At 61.3% G+C, this 21,471-nt stretch carries 20 protein-coding genes; 5 read left to right on the plus strand and 15 right to left on the minus strand.

Annotated features, from left to right (window positions below; all coding sequences use genetic code 11):
• Complete coding sequence (locus tag JOE32_RS23695; RefSeq protein ID WP_209989648.1) at positions 1-672, minus strand: hypothetical protein; 672 nt, start codon at positions 670-672, stop codon at positions 1-3.
• Between the two features lie 96 nt (positions 673-768).
• Positions 769-1,368 carry a short chain dehydrogenase gene (locus tag JOE32_RS23700; protein WP_209989651.1) on the minus strand — a complete coding sequence of 200 codons (600 nt, stop codon included), beginning with the start codon at positions 1,366-1,368 and terminating at the stop codon, positions 769-771.
• A 111-nt stretch (positions 1,369-1,479) separates the two neighbouring features.
• On the opposite strand from JOE32_RS23700, the gene JOE32_RS23705 reads away from it, so the two are divergent.
• Positions 1,480-2,388 (plus strand): LysR family transcriptional regulator, encoded by a 909-nt coding sequence (locus tag JOE32_RS23705; protein ID WP_209989653.1) that lies wholly within the window; start codon positions 1,480-1,482, stop codon positions 2,386-2,388.
• On the opposite strand, the gene JOE32_RS23710 is transcribed toward JOE32_RS23705, so the two are convergent.
• From JOE32_RS23710 to JOE32_RS23750, 9 genes are all read right to left on the minus strand, one after another.
• Complete coding sequence (locus JOE32_RS23710) at positions 2,385-2,870, minus strand: DoxX family protein (RefSeq protein ID WP_209989657.1); 486 nt, start codon at positions 2,868-2,870, stop codon at positions 2,385-2,387. The two genes, JOE32_RS23705 and JOE32_RS23710, sit on opposite strands and share 4 nt — an antisense overlap.
• Positions 2,867-3,622 (minus strand): DNA-binding domain-containing protein, encoded by a 756-nt coding sequence (locus JOE32_RS23715; RefSeq protein ID WP_209989661.1) that lies wholly within the window; start codon positions 3,620-3,622, stop codon positions 2,867-2,869. Before JOE32_RS23715 ends, JOE32_RS23710 begins: the two co-directional genes overlap by 4 nt.
• Positions 3,619-4,497 (minus strand): DUF692 domain-containing protein, encoded by an 879-nt coding sequence (locus tag JOE32_RS23720; RefSeq protein ID WP_209989664.1) that lies wholly within the window; start codon positions 4,495-4,497, stop codon positions 3,619-3,621. The genes JOE32_RS23715 and JOE32_RS23720 overlap by 4 nt, the downstream gene beginning before the upstream one ends.
• 21 nt (positions 4,498-4,518) lie before the next feature.
• Positions 4,519-4,803, minus strand: a complete 285-nt coding sequence (locus JOE32_RS23725; protein ID WP_209989667.1) for a DUF2282 domain-containing protein — start codon at positions 4,801-4,803, stop codon at positions 4,519-4,521.
• Between the two features lie 180 nt (positions 4,804-4,983).
• Positions 4,984-5,685, minus strand: coding sequence for an ABC transporter ATP-binding protein (locus JOE32_RS23730; RefSeq protein WP_003231107.1), 702 nt, complete (start codon positions 5,683-5,685; stop codon positions 4,984-4,986).
• Between the two features lies 1 nt (position 5,686).
• Positions 5,687-6,454 (minus strand): high-affinity branched-chain amino acid ABC transporter ATP-binding protein LivG, encoded by a 768-nt coding sequence (gene livG / locus JOE32_RS23735; RefSeq protein WP_209989673.1) that lies wholly within the window; start codon positions 6,452-6,454, stop codon positions 5,687-5,689.
• Positions 6,451-7,704 (minus strand): high-affinity branched-chain amino acid ABC transporter permease LivM, encoded by a 1,254-nt coding sequence (locus JOE32_RS23740; protein ID WP_209989676.1) that lies wholly within the window; start codon positions 7,702-7,704, stop codon positions 6,451-6,453. Before JOE32_RS23740 ends, livG begins: the two co-directional genes overlap by 4 nt.
• Complete coding sequence (gene livH, locus JOE32_RS23745; protein WP_209989679.1) at positions 7,701-8,624, minus strand: high-affinity branched-chain amino acid ABC transporter permease LivH; 924 nt, start codon at positions 8,622-8,624, stop codon at positions 7,701-7,703. Before livH ends, JOE32_RS23740 begins: the two co-directional genes overlap by 4 nt.
• A gap of 229 nt (positions 8,625-8,853) precedes the next feature.
• The gene (locus tag JOE32_RS23750; RefSeq protein ID WP_209989684.1) at positions 8,854-9,981 is read right to left on the minus strand and encodes a branched-chain amino acid ABC transporter substrate-binding protein; all 1,128 of its coding nucleotides are present in this window, start codon (positions 9,979-9,981) and stop codon (positions 8,854-8,856) included.
• Positions 9,982-10,321: 340 nt separating this feature from the next.
• On the opposite strand from JOE32_RS23750, the gene JOE32_RS23755 reads away from it, so the two are divergent.
• Positions 10,322-10,627, plus strand: coding sequence for a DUF2288 domain-containing protein (locus JOE32_RS23755; protein WP_057007837.1), 306 nt, complete (start codon positions 10,322-10,324; stop codon positions 10,625-10,627).
• Between the two features lie 333 nt (positions 10,628-10,960).
• Here JOE32_RS23755 and JOE32_RS23760 read toward each other — a convergent pair whose 3' ends face one another.
• Entirely contained in the window at positions 10,961-13,204 is a 2,244-nt protein-coding gene (locus JOE32_RS23760) for a bifunctional diguanylate cyclase/phosphodiesterase (protein ID WP_209989686.1), read from the minus strand.
• Positions 13,205-13,346: 142 nt separating this feature from the next.
• On the minus strand, positions 13,347-13,715 hold the full coding sequence (locus JOE32_RS23765; RefSeq protein WP_209989689.1) for a YkgJ family cysteine cluster protein: 369 nt from the start codon (positions 13,713-13,715) through the stop codon (positions 13,347-13,349).
• 255 nt (positions 13,716-13,970) lie between these two features.
• Between JOE32_RS23765 and JOE32_RS23770 the strand changes: the two genes are divergently transcribed.
• On the plus strand, positions 13,971-15,314 hold the full coding sequence (locus JOE32_RS23770) for an MFS transporter (RefSeq protein WP_209989693.1): 1,344 nt from the start codon (positions 13,971-13,973) through the stop codon (positions 15,312-15,314).
• Positions 15,315-15,490: 176 nt separating this feature from the next.
• On the opposite strand, the gene rapA is transcribed toward JOE32_RS23770, so the two are convergent.
• Positions 15,491-18,337 (minus strand): RNA polymerase-associated protein RapA, encoded by a 2,847-nt coding sequence (rapA, locus tag JOE32_RS23775; protein WP_209989696.1) that lies wholly within the window; start codon positions 18,335-18,337, stop codon positions 15,491-15,493.
• 219 nt (positions 18,338-18,556) lie between these two features.
• On the opposite strand from rapA, the gene JOE32_RS23780 reads away from it, so the two are divergent.
• Both JOE32_RS23780 and JOE32_RS23785 read left to right on the plus strand, forming a co-directional pair.
• Positions 18,557-18,898 (plus strand): aspartate-semialdehyde dehydrogenase, encoded by a 342-nt coding sequence (locus JOE32_RS23780; RefSeq protein WP_209989700.1) that lies wholly within the window; start codon positions 18,557-18,559, stop codon positions 18,896-18,898.
• Positions 18,899-18,967: 69 nt separating this feature from the next.
• Positions 18,968-19,129, plus strand: a complete 162-nt coding sequence (locus JOE32_RS23785) for a hypothetical protein (protein WP_209989703.1) — start codon at positions 18,968-18,970, stop codon at positions 19,127-19,129.
• Positions 19,130-19,979: 850 nt separating this feature from the next.
• Here JOE32_RS23785 and JOE32_RS23790 read toward each other — a convergent pair.
• Complete coding sequence (locus JOE32_RS23790) at positions 19,980-21,455, minus strand: inorganic phosphate transporter (protein WP_209989706.1); 1,476 nt, start codon at positions 21,453-21,455, stop codon at positions 19,980-19,982.
• Positions 21,456-21,471: the final 16 nt, after the last annotated feature.

The following is a 21,471-nucleotide window of genomic DNA, read 5'->3' on the forward strand; positions in this document are numbered from 1 at the left end:
TCAGTCGTCCCGCGAACCACCGAAAGCGGCACAGCCACGCTGGACTTGACCGTTGATCCGCAATTCGGCGGTCATGTGTTGCAGGCTGCCGCTGACCGGGTCGACGCAGCGTTGCGGGGCTACCCACAGTTCGATGTGCTGGTTATTGGCCTCGGTCATCAGGTTGAAACGGCCATCACCCAGTTGCTCTTCAACATAGGGCACCGGCAACGGCGGCTGGCCTTCGCGTTCCAGCACCATGCCCTTGGCAGTGACGTTGAGTGCCCAGGCCGGCTTGTGGCCGTTGGCGCGCAGGATCATGCGCTTGAAATCGGGGTCATCGCAGGCCGACGTCGAGCGCTCGACGCGGTAAAGCTGTTGCAGTTCGACTTCACCCTGGGTGCCGCTGGCCACCCCGGAAAACTTGCCGCGCAGGTCGGCAAACAGCGCGCCTTGCTGGCCGGCGAGCGACGCGGCCTCCTGCAGGATGCTGGTGCCGCCGGTGTCCTTGACCACGTAGTTACGCTGGTCGCGACATGGCTGGAACAACAGCTTGCCGCCCACTGCCGTGAGTTCGCCTTGCATGCGGGTCAGCCCGACGGTGGACGGTTTCGCAGGCTCCCGCTCGAACATCTGGCAGGCGGCGAACAGAGGGAGCAAGGCACACAGAGCAAGGGTACGGGCGGCACGCATTTTCGGGTCTCCTGACAAGTGCCGCCACGTTACGCAGACTGACTCTGCATCACAAGCCCGATGCCGAGCTTCAGGTGTTTCTTACAGACGTTGAATTCAACCTACGATAAACGTCTGCCCGGTCTGCAAGCCTTCAACACTCTTGGCGTAGGCCAGTCCTACATCGACCGCCGGGACCGGTTTGAAACCCCGGAAGTAGGGCGCATAGCTGTCCATGGCTTCTACCAATACCGTCGGGCTCACCGAGTTGACACGCAGGCCCCGTGGCAACTCGATCGCCGCTGCCTTCACAAACGCGTCGAGTGCACCGTTGACCAGTGCCGCCGAGGCACCGGTGCGGATTGGGTCGCGGTTGAGGATGCCGCTGGTGAAGGTGAACGAGGCGCCGTCGTTGGCGTACTCGCGACCGATCAGCAGCAGGTTGACCTGACCCATCAATTTATCGCGCAGGCCCCGTTCAAAATCGCTGTCGCTCATGTCGCCCAGCGCGACAAAGTTCACGCTGCCGGCCGCGCAGACCAGTGCGTCGAACGTGCCGGTGTGTTCAAACAGTCGCCGGATCGAGGCGCTGTCGCTGATATCGGCCTGGAAGTCGCCACTGTGGCGGCCGACGCTGATCACTTCGTGGCGTTGTGCCAATTCTGCCTTGACCGCCGAGCCGATGGTGCCGCCGGCGCCTATCAACAGGATTTTCATCGCGCTGTTCCTCTGGGTCGAAATAAATGTTGGGAGGCCCAGTCTAGGCTGGCTTTTGAAACGGATAAACGCGCTAATAGGCAACCTTTGGTTTTCAATTGGAAACAGTCCATGAGCGAGATGGATGACCTGGCGGCCTTTGCCGTGTTGATCGAAGCGGGCAGCTTTACCGTGGCGGCCGCGCGTCTGGGCTGCAGCAAGGGGCAGTTGTCCAAGCGCATCAGCCAGTTGGAAGCACAATTTGACGTGGTGCTGTTGCACCGCACCACGCGCAAGCTGAGCCTCACCGCTGCCGGCGTGGCCTTGTTGCCCCAGGCGCAGGCGTTGGTGGTGCAGATGGAGTGCGCGCGTCAGGCATTGGCGCGGCTCAAGGACGATGTGGTCGGGCCGGTGCGCATGACGGTTCCGGTTTCATTGGGCGAAACCTTCTTTGACGGCCTGTTGCTGGAGTTTTCCAGGCAATACCCGCAGGTGCAGGTCGAGTTGGAGCTCAACAACAGCTACCGCGATCTGGCGCGGGACGGATTTGACCTGGGGGTACGCGCGGGCGATATCGAAAATGAGCGGCTGGTGGCCAGGCCCTTGCTGGCCTGGCACGAGATGACCTGCGCCAGCCCCGCCTACCTCGAGCAGTACGGCGAACCGCAGACCCCGGCGGATCTTGCCGCCCACACCTGTTTGCTCAACAGCCACTACAGCGGCCGCGAGGAATGGCTGTACCACCAGCAGCACGAATTACTGCGGGTGCGCGTGAGCGGCACGTTTGCCTCCAACCACTACAATCTGCTGAAGAAAGCCGCGTTGGTCGGCGCCGGTATCGCCCGTCTGCCGTCCTACGCCTTGCCGGCGGAACTGGCTGACGGACGATTGCGCTGGCTCCTGCGTGATTACCAGACGCGGAGCATGCCGATGTACCTGGTTCATCCCTACCAGGGTGGCTTGCCGAAGCGCACTCAGGTATTGGCCGATTATCTGGTGGAGTGGTTCAGGCGCGGCGGCGAGGCATTGAATCGCCTTTAACCGCAGCGACGGCCGATCAAGTGGTCGATGGACAGCCAGCCCGGGCCCTTGGCGACCAGCAGCAACAACAGTGCGATCCAGGTGCCATGTGTGGGGTAGGCGTCGGGGTAGACGAACAGTTGAATGGTCAGCGTCATGCCGATCAGCGCCAGGGCCGAAAAGCGCGTGGCGAACCCTATCAGGATCAGTGCCGGGAAGAGATGCTCGGCGAACGCCGCCATAGGGGCGGCCACTTCCGGCGACAGCAGAGGCACCGCATATTCACTGCGAAACAGCGGCACGGTCGATGCGGCAAGTGTGGGCGCGCCCAGTTCAAAGGTGCCGCTGATCAGGTCTATGGCAAAGCCTTCAACCTTGGTTTGCCCGGACTTCCAGAACACCGCCGCTATCGAGAAACGCGCGAGGAACGCGATCAGGCTGTAGGGGATGCGTTCGAACAGGGCAATGGCACGCTTTACCGGGCAGGGTGCTGATGTGTTCATGGCGATACCTTCTGTTGCAGATGCGTGATGGCGCCGTGGCTGATCAACAGCCCAAGGCATTGATGCAGGTCGAATTCGCTTGAGGCTTGGAGGGCATGCTCCACGGCCGTTTCAAGCGCCTTGCCTCGGCGCAGGCTGTTGATAAACGCCACCGAGCTGCTGTCGATACTGAAGACCTTGACCGCCAGCCCGTGGCGCAGCACGAGTGCACCTTGCGCCTGCCACGGGTTTGCGCTGGCGATGGCGCCCTCGGTCTGGTGGGCGGCCCATATCGTCACGGCCGCGTAGGGCGAGTGCAGCGTGGCGACGCACGGGTGCAGTTGCAGGCGCGACTGGCCGTTGAGTTGCTCAAGCATGCGCGGTTGATCCAGCGCCGGCATGTCTGCTGCGTGATAGGCGCGCACGCGCAGGCGCTCGAGTCTTGCGACATCCGCCAGATAGGGCACGCTTTGGGCCGGTTCAAATGCCTGGATAAAATCCGCCAGCGTGCCGCCGTACTCGCTGATCAAGGGGCTGCCGGGTGGGCATGTCTGCACGTAGAGGCCGGCCATGGCGCGGAAGAATTCATCGCCCACCAACTGCCGTGTCACTGGGTAACTGGTCGCCAGCGCATTGATCAACGAGCTGTGCACATTATTGCGATACACCGCAAAACGGCTGGCCGGGTCGGCGCCGTTACTGCTGAACACGCCCTCGGGGCAACCCGGTTCGTGGGCGAGCAGGGCGGCGCAAAACGCGTGCTGGGTACTCATGCCGTCACCTGCGATAAATGTCGTTCGGCCTGCTGCGCCTCGGCCTGCAGCACGTTGAAGGCCGGCACCTGATTATCGCGCTCGATCAACGTAGCGACCGGGCCCGTGCGCTCCAGCACCTGCTCGTATAACTGCCACACCGCGTTGTCGATGGGGGCGCCGTGATCATCGATCAGCAGCCGGTCGCCGAGGTTGTCGATGTCTTCGGCAAAACCGGCCAGATGAATCTCGCCCGCCGCCTGCAAGGGCAAAGCGTCGATATAGGCCAACGGATCGCGCTGGTGGTTGATGCAGGACACGTAGACATTGTTGACGTCCAGCAGCAGGCCGCAGCCGGTGCGGCGGATGACCTCGCTGATGAAGTCGGTCTCGTCCAGGGTAGAACGCTGGAACAACAGGTAGGTCGACGGGTTTTCCAGCAGCATCGGCCGTTTGAGCGTGCTTTGTACCTGATCGATATGCGCACACACCCGGTTCAGGGTGGCGTTGTCGTAGGCCAGCGGCAGCAAGTCATTGAGGAACACCGGGCCATGGCTGGACCAGGCCAGGTGCTCGGAAAAAGACTGGGGTTGATAGCGTTCGATCAGCGTGGCCAGGCGCGCCAGGTGCGCGCAATTGAGCGGGCCTTCGCCGCCGATGGACAGGCCTACGCCATGCAACGACAGCGGATAGTGCTCGCGAATCAAGCCCAGGTAGTGATGAAAAGGCCCGCCGGCCACCATGAAGTTTTCGGCGTGCACTTCAAAAAAACCGATGTCAGGGCGGGTTTCGAGCACTTCAATGAAGTGCTCGCTTTTCAGTCCCAGCCCGGCCCGTAAAGGCAAGCCGGGCACCTGAGCCGGTGAGACCGTGTGGTGGGGTAAATGCGTCATCATCGGCACTCAGGTTGGCGGGAATCAGGACTTGGCGGTGAAGGCCTTTTCCTGGCCGAAGCCGGTCGGTGACGTGGTGCTGGGGAGTTGGCCGCAGGTGCCGGCCGGGACCAGTTTCCAGGCGTTGGCCTGGTCCTTGGTTTTGGCGGTGCCGGCGCAGGTTGTGCCGGCGCCCGCGCTGCAATCGTTCTTGCCGGCTTCTGCGACGCCGAAGCATTTCTGCATATTGTCGGCGGCAAAGGCAGGGGCGGTGAGGGCGGCCAGGCTCAGCGCCAGGACAAGGGAGGTGGCAGACAGTTTGGTGGTCATGGTGTGTCTCCAGCAGTGGGTTGAAGTAGCAGGCTCGATTGCCTGCCTGCACCACTAGAGGCGGTAGGACGATATTCATTACAAGGGCATTCAAAAAAACTGCCTGTCACCCAAAACCAATGTGGGAGGGAGCAAAGCCCCCTCCCACCGTTCAGAACCGGTTTCGCCAGCGAATGCGGGCTAGCCGCCCAGGTAGGCCTCACGCACTTTCGGATCGGTGAGCAACTGTTCCCCCGTGCCCTGCATCACCACCCGGCCGTTTTCCAGCACGTAGGCGCGGTCGGCGATTTTCAGCGCCTGGTTGGCGTTCTGCTCCACCAGAAACACCGTCACCCCGTCCTTGCGCAGTTGTTCGATGATGTCGAAGATCTGCTGGATGATGATCGGCGCCAGTCCCAGGGAAGGTTCGTCCAGCAGCAACAGCTTGGGTTTGCTCATCAGCGCGCGGCCGATGGCGAGCATTTGCTGCTCGCCGCCGGACATGGTGCCGCCGCGCTGGCTGAAGCGCTCCTTGAGCCTGGGGAACAGGTGCAGCACCTTGTCCATCTGTTCCTGGTAGTCGCCCTTGTCGGTGAAGAACCCGCCCATGGCCAGGTTCTCTTCCACGGTCAGGCGTGAGAACACACGACGGCCCTCGGGCACCACCGCGATGCTCTTGCGCATGATGTGCGACGATTCCTGACCCACCAGTTCTTCACCCAGGTAGCGGATGCTGCCGCTGTGGGCCTGGGGCGATCCGCACAGGGTCATCAGCAGGGTCGACTTGCCGGCGCCGTTGGCGCCGATCAGCGTGACGATTTCACCCTGACGTACTTCCACGTTGACGCTGTGCAGGGCCTGGATCTTGCCGTAGAAAGTGGAAACGTTTTCGAATTGCAGCATTTTACGCTTCCCCCAGATAGGCTTTGATCACTTCAGGATTGTCGCGGATCTGCTCCGGCGTGCCATTGGCCAGGGGCGTGCCCTGGTTGATCACCACGATGTGGTCGGAAATGCTCATGACCAGTTTCATGTCGTGTTCGATCAACAGCACCGTGGCGTTGTGTTCTTCGCGCAGCACGCTGATCAGCGCCTTGAGGTCTTCGGTTTCCCTAGGGTTCAGGCCGGCGGCCGGTTCGTCGAGCATGAGGATCCGCGGACGGGTCATCATGCAGCGGGCGATTTCCAGGCGACGTTGCTGACCATAGGCGAGGGTGCCGGCGGGGCGGTTGGCGAATTCGGTCAGGTTGACCTTGTCCAGCCAGTACTCCGCGTATTCCATGGCCTCGCGCTCGCTTTTGCGGAACGCCGGGGTTTTGAACAGGCCGGCGAAGAAGTTGGTGTTCAAGTGACGATGCTGGGCGATCAGCAGGTTCTCGACCGCCGTCATGTCCTTGAACAAGCGCACGTTCTGGAAGGTGCGCACCACGCCCCTGCGGGCGATCTCGTGCCCGGCCAGGCCCTGGATCGGCTGGCCATCCAGCAGGATGTTGCCGCCGCTCGGCTTGTAGAAGCCGGTGAGGCAGTTGAACACCGTGGTCTTGCCGGCGCCGTTGGGGCCGATCAGCGCCACCACCTGTTTCTCTTTTACGGTCAGGGCCACGCCGTTGACCGCCAGCAAGCCGCCGAAGCGCATGCTCAGATTGTCGACTTTCAGGATCTCGCGGCTCATTTGCGCAGCTCCATGTGGGGACGTTGCATGGGCAGCAGGCCTTGCGGGCGCCAGATCATCATCAGCACCATCATGGCGCCGAACATCAACATGCGGTATTCGCTGAACTCACGCATCATTTCCGGCAGCAGGATCATCACGATGGCCGCAAGGATCACACCCAGTTGCGAGCCCATGCCACCCAGCACGACGATGGCGAGGATGATCGCCGACTCGATGAAGGTGAACGACTCCGGGGTCACCAGACCCTGGCGCGCGGCGAAGAAGCTGCCGGCAAAACCGGCAAATGCGGCGCCGAGGGTGAACGCGGAAAGCTTGATGATGGTCGGGTTCAGGCCCAGTGCGCGGCAGGCGATTTCATCTTCGCGCAAGGCTTCCCACGCGCGACCGATTGGCATGCGCAGCAGGCGGTTGATCACGAACAGTGCCGCCAGTGCCAGCAGCAGCGCCACCAGGTACAGGAACACCACTTTGCTTACCGGGTTGTAGGCGATCCCGAAGTACTCGTGGAAGGTCTGCATGCCTTCGGCAGCGGTGCGGTCGAACGACAGCCCGAAGAACGTCGGCTTGGGGATGCTGCTGATGCCGTTGGGGCCGCCGGTGATATCGGTAAGGTTACGCAGGAACAGGCGGATAATTTCGCCGAAGCCCAGGGTCACGATCGCCAAATAGTCACCGCGCAGGCGCAGCACCGGGAAACCCAGCAAAAAGCCGAACGTGGCCGCCGCCATGCCGGCCAGTGGCAGGCAGATCCAGAAGCCCCAGCCGAGGTAATGCGAGAGCAGCGCGTAGGTGTAGGCACCCACGGCGTAGAAGCCCACATAACCGAGGTCGAGCAGACCGGCCAGACCCACTACGATGTTCAGGCCCAGGCCCAGCAGCACGTAGATCAGGATCAGGGTGGCGATATCGACCGCACCGCGCGAGCCGAAAAACGGCCAGATCAGCGCGGCCACGATCAGGCCGATGATGATGTAGCGCTGGGTGCGCGGCAGGGTCAGGAACTGGCTGACCTTGGGCGACACCAGCGGGCCACGGTTGCCCTTGAACAAGGCACCGACCTGCTGGGTGAACAGCACGCGCAGGAACATCAGCACCGAACACAGGGCGATGATGGTCAGCGTCACGGGCCCGGTACCATGCACCTCCAGGTTGATGCCCACAATGCTCAGCTTGAGACCCAACACCGGAAAGGCCACGGCCCATACCAGCAAGGCGCTGAAAAACGCCGATTTAAGATATCTGCTCATACTTTCTCAACCTCCGGACGGCCCAGAATGCCGGTCGGACGGAACAACAGCACCAGAACCAACAGGCCGAACGCGACGACGTCCTTGTACTGGTCGCCAAAGATGTCGGCGCCAAACGCTTCGGCCACACCCAGCACCAGCCCGCCGAGCATGGCGCCCGGAATACTGCCGATGCCGCCCAATACCGCTGCGGTAAAGGCCTTGAGGCCCACCAGGAAACCGGCATTGGGGTTGATCACGCCGTACTGCATGCTCAGCAGTACCGCCGCAACGGCCGCCAGCGCGGCGCCGATGACGAAGGTCAGGGCGATGATGTTGTTGGTGTTGATGCCCAACAGGTTGGCCATCTTGATGTCTTCTGCGCAGGCCCGGCAGGCGCGGCCCAGACGGGAGCGGGAGATGAACAGGGTCAGGCCCAGCATGGCCACCAGGGTGACGACGAAGACCAGGATCTGCATGTAGGAAATCAGCACTTCCTGTGCGCCACCCGGACCGAAGGAGAAGCTCCCCGGGATCAGGTTGGGGATGGATTTATCCTTGGAGTCCTGGGACAGCAATACGGTGTTCTGCAGGAAAATCGACATGCCGATGGCGGAAATCAGCGGGATCAGACGGTTGCTGCCACGCAGGGGGCGGTAGGCAACGCGCTCGATACTGTAGCCATAGGCACTGGTCACGATGATCGATGCGAGGAACGCAGCGGTCATCAGCAGCGGCAGTGAGTGGATGCCCATCATGGCCAGCCCGGCAAGGGCGATGAAGGCCACATAGGAACCAATCATGTACACCTCGCCATGGGCGAAGTTGATCATTCCAATGATGCCGTAAACCATGGTGTAACCAATGGCTATCAAGGCATAGGTGCTGCCAATGGTCAGGCCATTAACCAGCTGTTGGAAAAAATGATAGATCTCAGGCATTACAGCGCTCCTAAAAACCCGATACGCATTTCACTGGTGGAGTCATGTTCCGGCCTTGCGCTGTGTTCTGTGAGCACATTTGCACAAAGCGTTTGCCAGCGAACCGCTGGTGACGGTTTTAAGATTTTCAGGTGAGCCAGCGCCCGGATCGCGGGTGACAGGCCCATAAACCTCGTAAAACAAAGCCCACTGCTCTCACAGTGGGCTTGTTGGGGCAGTAACGCCTGGCTTACTGAGGGGAAACTTCGGTTTTTGGTTTGCCGAAGTGCCATTCGTAGACCACGAACTTGAAGTCCTTCAGGTCGCCCTTGGCATCAAAGCTCAGATCGCCGGTAGGGGTCTTGAAGGTGCCCGCGTGGATGGCTTCGGCCACTTTGGCGGTGTCTTCGCTCTTCGCGGCGGTGATACCGGCGGCGATCACTTCAACTGCCGAGTAGGCCGGGAACACGAACGGACCGGTCGGGTCCTGCTTGTTCTTGGCGAACTCTTCAACGATGGCCTTGTTGGCAGGGTCGGTGTCGAAGGATTTCGGCAGGGTGACCAGCAGGCCTTCGGAGGCGCCCTGGGCGATCTGCGAGATGGAGTCGTTGCCCACGCCTTCCGGACCCATGAACTTGGCGTTCAGGCCTTTCTCTTTGGATTGACGCAGGATCAGGCCCAGCTCCGGGTGGTAGCCGCCGTAGTAGACGAAGTCGACGTTGGCTTGCTTGAGCTTCTGGATGACCGAGGAGAAGTCCTTGTCGCCGGCGTTCAGGCCTTCGAAAACGGCCACTTTCACGCCTTTCTTCTCGAGGGTCTGCTTGACGGCGGTGGCGATGCCTTCACCGTACTGCTGCTTGTCGTGCAATACAGCGACGATTTTCGGTTTTACGTGATCGGCGATGTAGTTGCCGGCCGCCGGGCCCTGGGCGCTGTCCAGGCCGATGGTGCGGAAGATCAGCTTGTAGCCACGGGCGGTGATTTCCGGGCTGGTGGCGGCAGGGGTAATCATGATGACGCCTTCGTCTTCATAGATGTCCGATGCCGGCTGAGTGGAGCTGGAGCACAGGTGGCCCACCACGAACTTGACGCCGTCGTTGACCACTTTGTTGGCGACCGCCACGGCCTGTTTAGGGTCGCAGGCGTCGTCGTATTCCTTGGCTTCAAGCATTTTGCCATCGACGCCGCCCTTGGCGTTGATGTCGGCGATCGCCTGCTTGGCACCCATGAATTGCATGTCGCCGTACTGCGTCACAGGACCGGTCTTGGGACCGGCGATGCCGATCTTGATGGTGTCGGCTGCGAACGAATGGCCGGCAACCCCAGCCAGGACCATAGCGGCAAACAGTTTGGAAATCTGCTTAGTAGCCTTATTCATAGTGCTCCACTCATGCTGTTGTATTTTTTATAGTTCCAGCGGCCTTGTGGGCTGCAGAACCGGATCGGATATGCGGATATCCCCCCGGCGGTGCCCTGGCAACTGTACCGGTACAGTGTAGAGCGCCGGTTGATCGCTTGAAAAGCTGGGTGCTGGGGGCAAATCCAGGGGGTGTCGCTTAAATGAAAGTAAAAGATAGAATTGCGGCGGGGTAATGCCAGCATTCTGCGCAATCCTTGGCTTTCCTGACACTTTCTTTCGATGACGCATTTGCAACTGGGTTTTTCTGACTGAAGCTCAACGTTATGATTGCGCCGATTTTTTCTTCAGGTGAACTCCCATGACGCAAGAACCTAGCACCCTCTATGCCAAGCTGCTCGGTGAAACCGCCGAAATATCCTGGAAGGAGCTCGAGCCGTTCTTCGCCAAGGGTGCCCTATTGTGGGTCGATGCCGGCCTGGATTTGATCGAGGCCGCTGAGGGAATGGCCGAGGATAACCGCGACAAGGTCGCCGCCTGGCTGGCCGCAGGCCACCTTGGCGAAGTGTCTGCGACGCGGGCGCTGGACCTGGTTGAGCGCGACCCGAGCCTGTGGGCGGTGGTGGTCTCGCCGTGGATTCTGATCCAGGAAAGGGCGGCGCAATAAATAGCCGCACAGAAAAGGTGCGTTATTTTTCGCGGGTGAAGTGTGTAGCGGAGTAACCGCTGCAGCGGTGATGGCACCTTGCCGTGGCAAAAGGTCACAGATAGGGTGACGTTAACGTCACGGGAACAGTTTTGAGCGGGAGCGCAGTCGGTAGAGATTGTTTCAGAATGTGGCAGAGCGATCATTATTGGTCGGCTGTCAGATTGTCTTCGCGAGCAAGCCCGTTCCCACACGTGATCGCATTCCTGAAGGATGAATGCGGTCAAATTGTGGGCGCGGGCTTGTCCGCGAAAATATAAACGGCGCCGCAGCCCTCATTGAATACCCGCAGCGTCACCGAATCGGCCTGACCAAGGCAGCAGGTCCCGGCTGGTTCGGCGCCGGCTCCTTGACCAGCGAAGCCTCGGGCGCCAGTGGATTACGCAGGTGAATCCCCTGAATCACCCCAATCACCTCGTTCGCGGGCACCGCCGGGCTCAACAGATAGCCCTGGATAAAATCGCAACCATGCTTGTGCAATAAGTCGAACTGCGCCTGGGTTTCCACGCCCTCGGTTACCACGTTCAGATGCAGCGTGTGCGCCATCCCGATAATGGCCTGGACAATCTCGATGTCGGCGGCGGACTTGGGCAGGTCCTGGATAAACGAGCGGTCAATCTTCAACGTGTTGAGCGGTAGTCGCTTGAGGTACGCCAGGGACGAATAACCGGTGCCGAAGTCATCGATGGCCAGGGATACCCCCAGCGCACGAATGTGCCGCAGCAGTGCCAGCGTGCTGCTGATATTGCCCATCAACGCATTTTCCGTGACTTCCAGTTCCAGGCGGGTAGCGGCGATCCCGCTGAAACGCAGGGCGTCCTCGACTTCATCGGCCAACTCATCACGTGCCAGGTTCAGCGCCGAGCAGTTCACGGTCATGTTCAGGTCGCCATAGCCCTTGTCGGAAAAAACGCTCAAGTCGTGACAGGCCTGGCGCAACACCCAGTTATCCAGTTCGGCAATCAGCCCATTGCTTTCGGCGATGCCGATAAAACGGTCGGGTGCCAGCAGGCCGTGTTGCGGGTGCTGCCAGCGCACCAGTGCCTCCAGGCGGGTGACCTTGCCCAGTTTCATGTCGAAGATCGGTTGATAGAACAGCACCAGTCCCGTGCGCTCGCGCAAGGCTGCGCGCAACTCTTCCTCCAGCTGCAGCTCGAGGAAGGCGCGGGTCTTCAGGTTGGCGCTGAAGAAATTCAGGCTGTTGCGCCCCGCATCCTTGGATTGGTAGAGCGCCAGGTCAGCGGTTTTCAGCAGTTCTTCGCAGGTTACGCCGTCATCGGGAAACAGGCTGATACCAATGCTGGTGGTCATCACCATGCGCCGCCCGGCCAGTTCGATGGGCTCTTTCATCTGCTGCATGATGCGTTGGGCCAGGTGCCGCGCTTCGTCGCGATGGTGGATGCTGATGAGGATGCAGAATTCATCGCCGCCAAAGCGCGCGACCACATCGGCATGGCTGCGCACCGAACTCTTGATATGGCTGGCCAGCACGGTCAGCAACTGGTCGCCGGCGTCGTGTCCGAGGCTGTCGTTGATGCGCTTGAAGTGGTCAATATCAAGGAAGATCACCGCCATCATGCCACTGGCAGCGGTTTTCTCCGCGAGCTTCTCCGCGAAGATCTGGTTGAAGCCCCGGCGGTTGAGCAGGCTGGTGAGTGCGTCGTAATGGGCCACCTGCTGCAGTGAAGCCCGCGCCTGGTCCAGTTCGCTGAGCAGTGCATTGACCCGCCGCAGGTCACGCTCCTTGTGCTGCAGTTTCTTGTCGGCCAGGGCGGCGCTGATGCTGCTGCCGATCACCAGCAGCGTGATCACTGCCACCGAGAGGCCCATTTGGATTGGATTATTGTCCGAAGGTGCGGACAGGTCGGCCCCGGCAGGCACCACCATCTGCATGGCCGCCATGCCGGTGAAATGCATGCTGATGATGCCGGCGCCAAGCACCAGGCTGGCGGCGTATTTGAGCAACTGGTGAAACACCCCCGCGCCGTTGCGCAGGTAACTCGACAGCAACAGGGCCGCGAGGCTGGCGCCGATAGCAATGGCCACCGAGGCCATGAACAGCCCGGCGCCGAAATACACCTGGGCCTGGGAGCGCATGGCCGCCATGCCCACGTAGTGCATCAGCGCGATGCCCATGCCCATCCACAGCGACGCCAGCAGGTACTGATCAAAGCGCAGGGTCGCGTGGCTGAGGGTTTTCATGGCGAACAGCGACGCGACAAGTGCGATCAGCAGTGAGACGAACGTCGTGATCAGTTCATAGTGAATGGCGATCGGCACCTGAAAGGCCAGCATGCTGATGAAGTGGGTGGACCAGATGCCGCCCGCCAGGCACCCGGCACCCAGCCAGCGCCAGTGGCGACGCGCGGTGGGGTCTTCGACGTGGCCGACGCGCTCGGCCATGTCCAGCGTGCCGAAACCGGCCGCACAGGCGACGAGGTAGGACAGCAGCACCAGAAAAGGGTTATGGCTGCAATTGAGTAATAAGTGACCGTTGTGCGGTAGGTCGGTGAAAAAGTGCAGACCCAGCCATTCCATAGCATGTCCCGTCATTGCGTAGTTGCGTCACGGCCTACGGCGATGACCTATGGAGACGAGTATAGAAGGCTCATGGAATTCGCAAGGCGTAATGGCATATTGCTTTCATTTGATTTTGGCATGCCGGGCATAACGTTTGGTGCTAAGCGCTGATGGGCAACGCCAGTTCGAAGGGGGGCGCTTCCAGTGGCAACAGGCCGAACGCCGCGCGGGCCGCATCGCAATCGACGTTCTGCTCGCCCTGGCTCCACGACGCGTCAAACTCGCGGCACGGGCTCGAGCGCAGTTCATAAATCGAACAGCTGGTGCCTTTGCCCACTTCACCCTCCAGGCTGCAGCAACGCGCGGGTTTCTGGTCGGTGCCGATCATCGCCACGCGGGTCGGGTTGATCTGTACCACCAGGTCATCGGGCACCGTGCCGCCGGATGAGGCGCACTCACCCCAGAAGAAAGACACACGAAAGTATGAACAGCAGGCACCGCAATTCAGACACGGACTGGCTTCGGACATGGGCGTCATCGATAAGAAAGGTAAGGGGGAGGTACAACGGGAAGGCTCGCCATTCTATCCGGGCCGTGGCCGTTGGGAAGAGGGGACGCACTTATATTTTTTGTAGGAAAAGTCCCGGAACGCCGGGTCACATCATGCCCTATCAGCTTTACGAATCATTACAGACAAGCGCCGCTTGCCTGACTATGTTGCAGTGACCTGAGCAGGATGCATCGGGCATCGCTGCGCTCATAACAATAAAAAGAGACGGACCCCATGCAGAACTCGACCCAAGCGGCGAATGCCTGGCGCATTCTGTTCCTGCTGTTCCTGGCCAACCTGTTCAACTTCTTCGATCGCACCATTCCGGCGATCATCATCGAGCCCATTCGTATGGAATGGCACCTCAGCGACTTCCAGCTCGGCATCATCGGCACCGCGTTCACCCTTGTGTATGCCATTGCCGGCCTGCCACTCGGACGCCTGGCCGACACCGGCTCACGCAGCAAACTGATGGGCTGGGGCCTGTTTGCCTGGAGCGGGCTGACCGCCGTCAACGGTCTGGTCGGTAGTTTCTGGACCTTCCTGCTGGTGCGCATGGGCATCGGCATCGGCGAAGCCAGTTATGCGCCGGCCGCCAACTCGCTGATTGGCGACCTGTTTCCGGCGCACCGCCGGGCGCGGGCCATGGGCATTTTCATGCTCGGCCTGCCGCTGGGCCTGTTGCTGGCGTTTTTTACCATCGGCTGGATGGTCAAGGCGTTCGACAGCTGGCGCGCGCCGTTCTTTATTGCGGCGGTACCGGGGATGATCCTTGCGGTGTTCATGTTTTACATCAAGGAACCCAAGCGCGGCGCGGCGGAAACCGTGCAAGTCTCTCAGGAACATATCGACCGCCCGATTCGCCGCGTGCTGGCGGTGCCGACCTTCCTCTGGCTGGTGCTGGCCGGGCTGTGCTTTAACTTCGCCACCTATGCGTGCAACTCGTTTCTGGTGCCGATGCTGCAGCGCTATTTTCTGCTGCCGCTGCAGGAGGCTGCAGTGGCCACCGGCGTAATCGTCGGCCTGACGGGGCTGGTGGGTCTGACGCTGGGGGGCTGGGTGGCCGACAAGATTCACCAGCGGGTCGCCAACGGGCGGTTGTTGTTTGCGGCGTTCAGCCTGATCATTTCCACCGTCACCACCGCCTGGGCCTTGCACGCCGGGCGCATCGAGATTGGCGTGTTCGTGGCGCTGTTCAGTGTGGGCTGGCTGTTTGCGTATAACTTCTACACCTGCGTGTACACGGCGATCCAGGACGTGGTCGAACCGCGTTTGCGCGCTACGGCGATGGCGTTGTTTTTCGCCGGACTGTACCTGCTGGGCGGTGGGATGGGGCCGATTGTGGTGGGCGGGCTGTCCGATCACTTTGCGCATTCAGCGATGTATGCGGCGGGGGCGCAGCAGATGACCGAGGCTTACAAGGCAGTTGGGTTGCATGACGCCATGTACCTGATTCCGGTGGCGCTGTTTCTGACCATGCTGTTTCTGTTTCAGGCGTCGCGCAGTTTTGTGCGCGATACCAGGAAGATGAAGGAGGGGCTGGGAGCTGTTGGGGTGCCGGATGCAGTGGTGGCTTGAGGCCGGGTTGACTCTATCGGGAGCAAGCCCCCTCCCACAGGTTGAACGGTGAACACCTGCAAAAAATGTGGGAGGCGGCTTGCTCCCGATGCGGCCGTCAAAGTCCCTGATATTCCCAAGTGAATAAAAAAGGCCCGCACGGTGCGGGCCTTCCTGTCAGCAGGGCAGGGTGGCAATCAACCCGCCACCAGCACCCGGATCGCTTCGAGTCGCAGCGCCGCCTTGTCCAGCATCGCCAGGCCTTGCTCGCGCTGATTGCGCAGCGCCACCAGCTCGCTGTCCCGCACCGTCGGGTTGACCGCCTGCAGCGCGGTCAGACGCCCCAGTTCTTCGTCGGTGTCCGCCGCCAGGCGGCGCTTGGCTTCGGCCACACGCTCGGCATGACGCGGGCTGATCTTCTCTTCGCCGGCGTTGATACGCGGGGTGAGTTGATCGCGCTGGGCCTGGATGAACTTGTTGGCGCTGGCCCGTGGCACGCTTTCGAGCTGGTCGTTGAGGGTCTCGAACGACACGCGCCCGGACAGGTCGTTGCCGTTGGGGTCCAGCAGGCAGCGCAGCGCCGCCGGCGGCAGGTAGCGCCCCAGTTGCAGCGCACGCGGCGCGACCACTTCACTCACGTAGAGCAGTTCCAGCAGCACGGTGCCCGGCTTGAGTGCCTTGTTCTTGATCAGCGCCACCGCCGTGTTGCCCATGGAGCCCGACAGCACCAGGTCCATGCCGCCCTGCACCATCGGGTGTTCCCAGGTGATGAACTGCATGTCTTCGCGCGACAGTGCCTGGTTACGGTCGTAGGTGATGGTCACGCCTTCGTCGTCGCCCAGGGGGAAGCTGGCGTCGAGCATTTTCTCGCTGGGCTTGAGGATCAGCGCGTTTTCCGAATGGTCTTCGCTGTCGATGCCGAACGCGTCGAACAGGGTTTCCATGTAGATCGGCAGGGCGAACTGATCGTCCTGTTCCAGAATGTCCTCCACCAGCGCATCGCCTTCACCCGCGCCGCCGGAGTTGAGCTCCAGCAGGCGGTCGCGACCGGTGTGCAGTTCCTGCTCCAGACGCTCGCGCTCGGCACGGGCCTCGTCGATCAGGGCCTGCCATTCGCTGTCGTCGGCGCTCTCCAGCAGCGGCAGCAGGCGCGGGCCGAACTGATGCTGCAGGGCGTTGCCGGTGGGGCAGGTGTTGAGGAAGGCGTTCAGCGCTTCGTGGTACCACTGGAACAGACGTTCCTGCGGGCTGGTTTCCAGGTACGGCACGTGCAGTTCGATGATGTGCTTCTGACCGATCCGGTCCAGACGGCCGATGCGCTGCTCCAGCAGGTCGGGGTGGGACGGCAGGTCGAACAGCACCAGGTGGTGAGCGAACTGGAAGTTGCGGCCTTCGCTGCCGATTTCCGAGCAGATCAGCACCTGCGCGCCGAATTCTTCATCGGCGAAGTAGGCAGCGGCGCGGTCGCGCTCGAGGATGTTCATGCCCTCGTGGAACACCGTGGCCGGAATGCCGGAGCGTACGCGCAGGGCGTCTTCCAGGTCCATGGCGGTTTCGGCGTGGGCGCAGATCACCAGGACCTTGGTGCGCTTGAGCATTTTGAGCTGGTCGATCAGCCACTCGACGCGCGGGTCGAAGCGCCACCAGCGGTGTTCTTCCTCGACGTCCGGCTGCGATTGGAAGCTGACTTCCGGGTACAGCTCGGCGTGTTCGCCCAGCGGCAGCTCCATGTATTCGTCCGGGTTGGGCAGCGGGTAGGCGTGCAACTTGCGCTCCGGGAAGCCCTGCACGGCGGCGCGGGTGTTGCGAAACAGCACGCGGCCGGTGCCGTGACGGTCGAGCAGCTCACGCACCAGGCGCGCACTGGCTTCGCTGTCGCCATCGTTGACGGCGGTCAGCAGCGCTTCGCCTTCGTTGCCGAGGAAACCCTGGATGGTCTTGTGCGCCTTGGGTGACAGACGACCCTTGTCCAGCAACTCCTGCACGGCCTCGGCCACCGGGCGATAGTTCTCGCTCTCGGCGCGGAAGGCGTGCAGGTCGTGGAAGCGGTTCGGGTCGAGCAGGCGCAGCCGCGCGAAGTGGCTGTCCTGGCCCAGTTGCTCCGGGGTGGCGGTGAGCAGCAGCACGCCCGGGATCACTTGCGCGAGTTGTTCGACCAGCGAATATTCCTGGCTGGCTTTTTCTTCGTGCCAGACCAGGTGGTGGGCTTCGTCGACCACCAGCAGGTCCCAGCCGGCGGCGAACAGCGCGTCCTGGGCCTTCTCGTCGTCCACCAGCCACTCCAGCGCCACCAGCGCGAGCTGGGTGTCTTCGAAGGGGTTGGAGGCATCGCTTTCGATAAAGCGCTCTTCGTCGAACAGGGCCACCTGCAGGTTGAAGCGGCGGCGCATTTCCACCAGCCACTGGTGCTGCAGGTTTTCCGGTACCAGGATCAGCACGCGGCTGGCGCGGCCCGACAGCAACTGGCGATGGATGACGAGGCCCGCTTCGATAGTCTTGCCCAGGCCCACTTCGTCGGCCAGCAATACCCGTGGCGCGATGCGGTCGGCGACTTCACGGGCGATGTGCAACTGGTGCGCGATGGGTTGCGCACGCACGCCGCCCAGGCCCCACAGCGAGGACTGCAATTGGCGGCTGGTGTGTTCCAGGGTGTGGTAGCGCAGCGAGAACCAGGCCAGCGGGTCGATCTGGCCGGCGAACAGGCGGTCGCTGGCGAGGCGGAACTGAATGAAGTTCGACAGTTGGGTTTCCGGCAGGGTGACCTGCTCGTTCTGCCCATTGAGGCCGTGGTACACCAGCAGGCCGTCGACGTCGTCGACTTCCTGTACGGTCATTTTCCAGCCTTCGAAATGGGTGATGGAGTCCCCCGGCGAAAACCTCACGCGAGTGAGGGGCGCATTCCGTAGCGCATACTGGCGTGTGTCGCCAGTGGCCGGATAGAGCACGGTCAACAAGCGTCCGTCCTGTGCCAGAACGGTGCCTAACCCCAGCTCTGCTTCGCTGTCACTAATCCAGCGTTGCCCCGGTTGATACTGCTGCGACATGCTGCCTGACTCCCGCCGTGAAAAAGCCGACTATCTTAACGGAACAAGGTCCGACCCCCAAGGACTCTGACGAAAACTACTCCGTTTGAGTGGGCGCGCGTGCCTTCAATCGACGGGTGGCGGGCACTTGTGAGTGTCGACTGAGTCACAGGTTGGCGATGCTGCGCTCAAGTTGGTGCGCAGCGCGCCGACAGCCTGAAGATCAGGAGAGTAATTATTATGCTGCCACCCATGTTGCCCGTCAGCGTCGTACCGGTCACGTCGCAACTGGACCCGGTAAGGCCCAAGCCGGATATCCCGCCCGTGGTGCCGGTACAGCCGAGTTCCAACGAAAGCACCATCGACCTGAAAAAGGGCGACGCTGAGCAGTCGAATTTCCTCCTGCGTGAAGAACAACGCCGCCAGCAGGAACAGCAGAAGCGCCGCCGCGAAGCCGATGAAGATCCGGAACAGCATCTGGCGATTCCAGGCGATGTGCTCAACGCCGACAACACCGTTCCCGTCATCCCTCTGATCGAGGATGAGCCACGTCAGGGGCTGTGGGTGGACGTCGAGGTGTGAAGGTGTATTTGCGGTCACGCGGGGCAGGCCGCATTATTGCGCCATCCCCGCCACAACGTAAGCCAAGCCATGAGTGACGATGACAAGCTGATCGATCTGAATGCCGAACGTGCCAAGCGCGTGCATGACCTCAATGACAAGCGCTTGAATGAAGTGCGCCAGGCGTTTGAACAGGCAATGCCTTTGGCAAAGCCGAAGAAAAAACCGAAGGGCAAGCCGAAAAAGCGCTGAAACAATGTGCATCCATTGACCCCGGTCAATTCCTCGCTCCACCGTCTCCGTTAACGTGGCCCTATTGATGTTTATCCGCAAAGGTCTTTGCGGATTACAGGGCACGCAAGGCATTTTGGGCGACTTCGGTCGCCTTTTTTTGCCTGAAATTCAGCTGCCGAGTATTTGCGGGGTGACCCCATCCCTGTGGCAAGCCCTAATGCCGTTCAGTTAAGCCAGCGTGATGCTCGAAGCAACGAGCGGTGCGACTTTTCGGTGTACATATCTGTTTCTGCGGTAACGACGACTTAGGGTTCCGCCCTTACGGCGGCTCACTTTTGAAAAGCGCAAAAGTAAGCAAAACGCTCCTGCTCCAACACTCGGCACCTCGCCCAGGCTCGGTGTGCCCTCACGCAGGCTGTGGAGCGTGGGCCACGCTCCAAAACCTGCGTTCGGCCAGCGTGTTTGACGGGGCGCCTAAGATCAAGATCAAGAGCGCGGCGGCCTGAGAGCCGACCGGAATGGTCTGCCGAACGCTGTACAAAATGTGGGAGGGGGCTTGCTCCCGATGGCGTCGGCCCAGCAAACATTGATGTTGAAGACCCACCGCTTTCGCGGGCAAGTCGAATCGTCGAAGCGCAGATTCCCTGTGGCGAGCAGGCTTGTCCTGCGTTGGGCGGCGCAGCAGCCCCAAAGCCAGGCGCTGAGCCGTATCAGGTACACCGCGTTTTGCTCGATTGGGGGCGCTTCGCACCCCAACGCGGGGCAAGCCCGCTCGCCACAATGAGTTCGCTCTGCACACAGGATTCGGTGCAGCCAATAAAAAAGGTGCGACCCTCGCGGATCGCACCTTTTTATTGCAGGCGGCTTATCAGCTGCCCAGCGCCTTGGACGCCAGCCAGAACAACCCGGCCGACAGGGCCACGGTTGCCGGCAGGGTCAATATCCAGGCCATCAGGATGGTCTTGACCGTGCCACCTTGCAGGCCGCTTTTATTGGCGACCATGGTGCCCGCCACGCCCGACGACAATACGTGGGTGGTCGACACCGGCAAGGCGAAGATGTTGGCGAAGCCGATCATGGTGGCGGTGGTGATCTGCGCCGACATGCCCTGGGCGTAGGTCATGCCCTGTTTGCCGATCTTTTCGCCGATGGTCAGCACCACCCGCTTCCAGCCCACCATGGTGCCCAGGCCCAGGGCCAGGGCGACTGCCAGAATCACCCAGAACGGCGCGTATTCGGTGGTGGCGGTCAGGTCTTTGCGCAGCTTGTCGAGGTCGGACTTCTCACGCGCATCCAGGCCAGGCAACTTGCCGACTTTCTTCGCAGTGTCGTCCAGGCAGAGCAGGTAGCGACGCACTTCGATGCGGTGGTCGGCACTCAGCGAATGATAGTCGGACACGCCTTTCAAGGTGTCGACCAGCGCATTGATGGTCGGCTCGGTCTGCTGCGGGTTGCACTGGAACTTGCCCGGCAGGTCGCCCTTCACGCTTTTGCCCAGTGCCAGGAACTCGCCAAGGGTGGCGTTGTTGCGCTGGTAGAACTGGCTCAAATGCACGGTGGCGTCGCGGGTGCGTTCGATCTGGTAGGTGGTGCTGCCCAGGTCGAGAACGAACTGCGCCGGCACGATGCCGATCAGTACCAGCATGATCAGGCCGATACCTTTCTGACCATCGTTGGAGCCATGCACGAAGCTCACGGCCATGGCCGAGATCACCAGCACCAGGCGGTTCCAGAATGGCGGGTGTTTCTTGTCGTCGAGCTTGCGGCGCTGGTCCGGGGTTTTGTGCATCTTTGACAGCGGACGCCACCACTTCAGGCCGATCAGCACCAGGGCTGCGACGATGAAACCGGCCATCGGCGAGAACACCAGCGAGGCGCCGATATCGACTGCCTTCTGCCAGTTCACACCGTCCGCCAGCGGAATATCGTTGATCAGGGCGTTGGCCAGGCCGACGCCGAGGATCGAGCCGATCAGCGTGTGGGAGCTGGAAGCCGGAATACCGAAGTACCAGGTGCCCAGGTTCCAGGTGATCGCCGCTGCCAACAAGGAGAAGACCATGGCCAGACCGTGGCCGGTGTTCACATTGATCAGCAACTCCACCGGCAGCAGATGCACGATGGCGTAGGCGACACCCACACCCCCGAGCAGCACGCCGAGGAAGTTGAACACCCCGGAGAAGAACACGGCCAGGTGTGGCGGCATGGCTTTGGTATAGATGACTGTGGCCACCGCGTTAGCAGTGTCATGAAAGCCGTTGATGAACTCGAAGGCGAGGACAAAGGCCAGGGCGAGCAACAGGCTCACTAGCACCCACGCATCCAGTCCGCTGAATAAATCGATCATGAAGGTTTTCTGACCC

This window comes from Pseudomonas sp. PvP025, assembly GCF_017832155.1.
Taxonomy (GTDB): Bacteria; Pseudomonadota; Gammaproteobacteria; order Pseudomonadales; family Pseudomonadaceae; genus Aquipseudomonas.